Source organism: Bradyrhizobium sp., from assembly GCF_030693485.1.
Taxonomy (GTDB): Bacteria; Pseudomonadota; Alphaproteobacteria; order Rhizobiales; family Xanthobacteraceae; genus Bradyrhizobium.
The window spans coordinates 1-5,454 of sequence record NZ_JAUYAN010000148.1; the positions used below are offsets into that span (position 1 = coordinate 1).

Here is a 5,454-nt window from a genome sequence, read left to right on the forward strand (position 1 = left end):
GGGTCGGCGTGGCCGGCGTCGGCGTCGGCGCGCCGGGTGTCGGCGTCCGCGCTGGCACGCCGATGAATCGCGGCGGTCCGGTCAACCGCGTCGGCCGCCGCTGAGCAGCCGAGGCTCAACCGGCAGCAGCGTCGCTGTCGGGAAAGCGGTGCGGCAATGTCAGCCTGACGCGGGTGCCGCCGGCATCCGAAGTCAGCTCCAGTTCCGCGCCGCAGCGCGCGGCGCGGCTTCGCATGTTGCGCAGGCCGCGCGCCGCGTGTGGACCGGCCGTGGCTGCCTCGGCATTTGGAGCCAGCTCAAAACCTCGGCCGTCGTACTCGATGGTGATGCGGCCACGCGCCAGTCCCTGCGCATCCGTAATCGTCTCGATGCTCACGGTGATGCGCCGCGCTTCGGCGTGCTTGACGGCGTTGGTCACGGCCTCGTCCAGCAGCCGCACGATCTGGATGACGTGCCAGGGCCTGAGTTCGGGATGCACCGGCAGGCCCTGCGGGCCGACCGCCCGGCCCAGCGCAATGTCATGCGGCCGCAGCTGCGCCGTGACCCGCTCGCGCCACGAGCCCAGCGCCAGCATCAGGTCGCCGCCAATATCGTCCATGGAATCGATCACGAGGCGAAGATCCTTCAGCGCCGCCCGCGCCGCGTCGCCGATTCCGGTGTCGGCATTGCCGCGCTCGCTGAGTGCGACGATGCTGACAAGCTGGCCGCCGAGGCCGTCATGCAGGTCGCGCATCAGGCGGGTGCGCTCGCGCGCCAGCGCCGCGGCGCGGGCGCGTTCTTCCTCTCTGACAAAACTGGCCTTCAACTTGCCCTCGGCCTCGCGCACCAGGGTGACCATGCGCGCGGCAAAGCCGTCGACCTGGTTGAGCGCGCGGGCAAATCGCCAGGTCAGCCCGGCGCCGATCGCCACCAGCATGGCGGAATAGGACAGCCGCGCCAGCAAGATGCGCCGACTAGGCACGACCTGCAGCACCGACAGCAGGTCGAGCGCCCAGCAGGTCAGCACGATCGTCAGCGCACAGCCCAGCATGAAGCTGACCGCGTCCTGGCGCCGCCACACCGAATGACCCACGATGAGCGCCAGCGCGATCAGATAGAGGCCGACCGCGGGCGCTCCGACGAACAGAAAGGCGTCGCGGCTCAGCTTCGCATCGCCGACCAGTCCGGTGGCTGCGACCACGAGGCCGGGGACGAAGATCAGCCAGCCATAACGCGGCCATTTCCAGCCGAAGAACAACAGCGCGAAGCTCAGGACGAACGCGCTTTCCAGCGGCGCCGCGGAGATCAGGATCGCGTTGAGCCGGGAGAACGCGGAAGCTTCCAGCGGTGTCTGGAAAAACGCTTGGCCGACGCCGATCGCCATCGCCGCGGCGAGAACGCCATAAGCGGGCTCGTGGCGTCGCATCACCCACATGATGCCGAGGATCACCGCGAGGATCGCCTGCCACGCCGAAAACACCACCGGCAAGGTGACGAACAGCAGTGACCGCGTGTCGTAGCTCGGCCGCAGTTGAGCGTCCGGACCAACATAGAGGCGGTCGAGAAAGCCCCTGATCGGACCCCATATGAACAGGCGTATAGCAAGATCGTTGTCGCCCTCGCGCAGCAGCGACGCCGGGATGACGGCGATTTCTGGCGTGTTGCGGTCGGGCCGGTTGGCGGCGGGGTTGCGCCGGCTGTCCAGGATCACGACGCCGTTGACGGCCACTTCGACGCCGTTGGTGAAGCGCGGCAAGAACACCGACCACGCGCCTTGCTCGCCGCCTGGCCAGATGAAGCGGCCGCGGTAGAGCGGCGGATTGTTCATCGCGTGGCGCGAGGCCGTGAAGTGCGGCAGCGTCACCCTCTGTTCGGCGTCGTTCTCTTTCAGGCTGAAATCGGTGACGAGATAGCGGGAAGGGGGCTCCGGTGGCGGGATGCGCAGCACGACCAGGCACAGGATGATGATGAGCGGCTGCAGCAGCAGATATTGCATCAGCAGCGTGGCCCGCTTCGGCCAGCGGCGGCGGCCGGAAGGCGCGGTCGTCGGCGCGGCTTCGGTCACAACCGGATCAGGCCTTGCTGCAGCGCCTCGAACACCGCTTCGCCGCGGGTATGAACCTCCAGCTTGCGGTAGATGTTCTTGATGTGGCCGGGAACGGTCTGACGCGACAGCCCGAGATGACCGGCGATCTCGGCGTAGCTGAAGCCCTTGGCGATGCCCCAGAGGATATCGATCTCGCGCGGCGTCAGCTTCGCCGTGTTGAGCGGCGGGCCGGGCGGCGGTTCGGCGGTGCTTTGGGTTCGGCGCACGATGAAGCGGGCGATCGATGCCGAGATCGGCGAATGCCCGGCCACCAGCTCGCGCACGGTGGCGGCGATGTCGGTCGGAAACGCGTCCTTCAGGAGATAGCCGGTGGCGCCGACGGTGACGGCGGAGATCACGCTCTCCTCGTCGCCGAGTATCGAGATCACCATGATTTCTGTTTCGGGATAGCGCAGTCGTGTCTCGCGGATCAGTTCATTGCCGTGACCGTCAGGCAGTTGCAGATCGGTGAGCAGCACCTTGGGTCCGGCTCGCGCCAGGCTGGCGCGGGCCTCGGCCACGGTCGCGGCTGACGTGACGTGGAATCCGGCACTGGCCAGCGCATCCTGCAGCCGCCACAAGGTCGGCGCGTCGTCCTCGACAAGCAAAATCGAGATGGGCGAAGCGCCCTGATCGCTCACCACACTCATTCAACCTGTCCCGGCTGCCTACCCATGGCAGGCGCAGTCTAACCTCGGGAACCGGCTTTGCGACAGCCATATTCATGGTGCATCCGCTCTGGAAGTTCCTTTTGAGGGATCAGGATCGGGGCGCCGGAACATCGGCAGGTCAGGCGCGTTTTCAGCCGGAGGAGTTTCGACATGCGCGCTTCGACGGCCTTTTTTGCAGGAGCCGGAACTGTCATCGCCGCGATCGTCGGCGGTATCGGCGGGGGACTGTTGTTCGCGGACATGATCAGTCCGCCATCTCCCAAACAGGAGATGACCCGGCTGGAACAGCGCATGTCGTCGCAACCCATTCAGGTGAAGGCGGACCCGGCGCAACCGGCACCAAATCCCGCCGTGTCGCCATCCTCCACACCGGATGCGGCGCAGACCGAAGCCAATGTCGCGCCGGCTGCCACGCCACCGGCTGACATCGTGGCGACTGCACAGCCAGCCGCTCCCGTCGCCAAATCCGAGGCGCCAGCATCACAATCAACCGCGCAGAAGCGGGCTGCTGCTGCACCCGAGGATGCCTTGGCCAAGGCCCGGGACGTCGACATCAAGCGGGCCGTTACCGACAAGCGACGCAGCGAACGGCGCCAGCAATGGTCCGAGAAGCAGCGTGCGCAGCAGCGGCAGAATCAGGAGCTGCGCGAGGTCGAGCAGAGGGTGCGGGAAGAAACCGAAACCAGGCCAATATTCGCCTCCGAACCGATGCGCACAGAGGCGCCCCGGATCCGTTTGTTCGATCTCGATTGAGTGGTTATGCCCGCATTCGGCCCTCGCTAAAGCCGCGAGATCGCGTCAGATCTCAGCAGTTTCTTGACAAACGGCACTGCGCTGGCTGGTCGCAGCCGCAGGCCGGAAGAAGACCATCAGGATTTCCATGGCATACCCGTGGTGGAAGAGTCGCTGTTGAGTCTGAAGAGGCTACGGTCTGCGGCCGGGTATTTCGTTTCAACCAGCTGCGGAATTTTTCGTATCAACCCACCAAGCTCGCCGGATGTCAGCAGGAGAACGACATCATCGGCGCGCAAGACGTCGCTCAATCTCTGCAAAGCATTCTCCGGGTCAGTGATGGCCTCGGCGTCGTAATTTGCCGCCCGTGTGCGCGCGACAATTTCGCCTTGGCTCAATTGGGCATGGGAGCCGGCGCCCTGCGACGCCGGTTCAAATATGAAAATTCTGGATGCGCCCGCGAATACGTCATCGTAGGCGGCGATGGCCGACCTGTTCCGCCAGGTGAATGTATGCGGCTCGAAAACCACGATCAGCCGCCGGTCGGGGAAATGCAGTTTCGTGGCGACGATGGCGGATCTCGCCTTTTCGTACGACGATCCAAAACCTTCGTAAACCGGCACGCTCGACGAGGGTGAGAGCAATTCCATCCGGCGTTTCACGCCCTGGAAGGTACTCATTCCGGCCTTCAACTGCTCGGGAGACACCAGCTTCTTCTCCAGCAGCATCGCGCTGACGCCGACGATATTCTCGATGTTGTGATCGCCGAGCATTCTGGTCGACAGGCGGGCAATCCTTTCATTGCCTCGCACCAGGTCGAAACCTGTTTCTGCGCCGCGGTCGATGTTTTCGGCATGCCAATGCGTCCTGTCGTCCACGCCGTAGAACACAATGGGGCAGGCGAGACCTGCGGCGAGGGTGCGGGCGTGAGTCTCCCCGCTGTTGACGACCAGAAGCCCGTCGGCCGGCAACGAGCCGAGCAGGGTGCGAAACGGGGCGAGATAGTCCGCGTGCGTCGGAAAGACATTGACGTGGTCGTGGGTCGCCGAAGTGAGCAGGACGTTCCTTGCGTTGTAGAGAAGAAATTTTGAACGGCTGTCCCAGTTCGATGCCGGATACTCATCGCCTTCGAGAATGAAAGTCCTGCCCTGGCCGCGATGGGCGTGCGTGTCGAACCCGTTGGTGATCTCGCCGATGAAGTAGCTCGGGTCCTTGTTCGCGACCCGCAGGCACCACGCGAGCAGCGCGGTGCAGGTTGACTTGCCGTAGCTGCCCGCCGCAACGATGGTCTCGGAATCGGCGGTCATGTCGTGCAGCAAATCGGCGAACGATCGAACCGGCTTGCCCGAGTCCATCGCGGCGCGGACTTCCTCGTTGCTCTCGGGTGTAAGTTTTGCGTTCTTGCCGATCACGATGACATCGGCGTCTTCCGGAATATTCTCTTTCCGGTATCCTTCGGCAAACGGGATCTTCTCGTTCTTCAGATAATCGCTGACCGGCGGATAGAAGCCTTCATCGGACCCGGTAATTCGCACGCCCATCTGCCTGAGCAGGAGCGCCGTCGCGCTCATGCCCTTTCCGGCGATGCCAATGAAATGCGCTTTCGAAAAATTCATCGATCCCCCGTAGGGTGGGTTAGCCGTCAGGCGTAACCCACCATCTTGTTTCGCGAGCGGCGGGTTACGCCTTGCGGCTAACCCGCCCTACAATACTTTATGGCGCGTTATCCGACCTGCACCTCGACGGAGCCGATGCCCGCCAGCTCGAAACGATAGCTGGCGGCAGCTTCCGGAAACACGGTTTTCATGACGGCTCCGGTCATCACCACCTCGCCGGCCTTCAGCCCCACGCCCCGCGCCGCCAGTTGCGTGGCCAGCCAGGCGACCGAGTTGAAGGGATGCCCGAGAATGTCGCGGCCATGGCCTTCGCCGATCGCGACGCCGTCCTTGGTGGCGCGGCCGGGCACGGCAGCCAGATCGGGCCATG

At 64.6% G+C, this 5,454-nt stretch carries 5 protein-coding genes; 1 reads left to right on the forward strand and 4 read right to left on the reverse strand.

The features are described 5' to 3' along the window. Positions 1 to 115 precede the first annotated feature (115 nt). Together Q8N40_RS10815 and Q8N40_RS10820 are read right to left on the reverse strand one after the other, a co-directional pair. On the reverse strand, positions 116 to 2,044 hold the full coding sequence (locus tag Q8N40_RS10815; protein ID WP_305711816.1) for an ATP-binding protein: 1,929 nt from the start codon (positions 2,042 to 2,044) through the stop codon (positions 116 to 118). Beyond that, positions 2,041 to 2,715, reverse strand: coding sequence for a response regulator transcription factor (locus Q8N40_RS10820; RefSeq protein ID WP_305320190.1), 675 nt, complete (start codon positions 2,713 to 2,715; stop codon positions 2,041 to 2,043). The genes Q8N40_RS10815 and Q8N40_RS10820 overlap by 4 nt, the downstream gene beginning before the upstream one ends. Before the next feature lie 171 nt (positions 2,716 to 2,886). Between Q8N40_RS10820 and Q8N40_RS10825 the strand changes: the two genes are divergently transcribed. Then, positions 2,887 to 3,489 (forward strand): hypothetical protein, encoded by a 603-nt coding sequence (locus Q8N40_RS10825; RefSeq protein WP_305711817.1) that lies wholly within the window; start codon positions 2,887 to 2,889, stop codon positions 3,487 to 3,489. Positions 3,490 to 3,605: 116 nt separating this feature from the next. Here Q8N40_RS10825 and murC read toward each other — a convergent pair whose 3' ends face one another. Both murC and Q8N40_RS10835 read right to left on the reverse strand, forming a co-directional pair. Further along, the gene (murC, locus tag Q8N40_RS10830) at positions 3,606 to 5,084 is read right to left on the reverse strand and encodes a UDP-N-acetylmuramate--L-alanine ligase (RefSeq protein ID WP_305711818.1); all 1,479 of its coding nucleotides are present in this window, start codon (positions 5,082 to 5,084) and stop codon (positions 3,606 to 3,608) included. Between the two features lie 107 nt (positions 5,085 to 5,191). After that, positions 5,192 to 5,454 (reverse strand): fumarylacetoacetate hydrolase family protein (locus Q8N40_RS10835; protein WP_371135668.1); only part of this gene is annotated, 263 nt, incomplete at its 5' end.

What these genes read in the sequence shown, in the direction of transcription:
- Q8N40_RS10820 (WP_305320190.1), bottom strand. Translation starts at nt 2,715, where the DNA reads ATGAGTGTGGTGAGCGATCAGGGCGCTTCGCCCATCTCGATTTTGCTT.
- Q8N40_RS10825 (WP_305711817.1), top strand. Translation starts at nt 2,887, where the DNA reads ATGCGCGCTTCGACGGCCTTTTTTGCAGGAGCCGGAACTGTCATCGCC.
- murC (WP_305711818.1), bottom strand. Translation starts at nt 5,084, where the DNA reads ATGAATTTTTCGAAAGCGCATTTCATTGGCATCGCCGGAAAGGGCATG.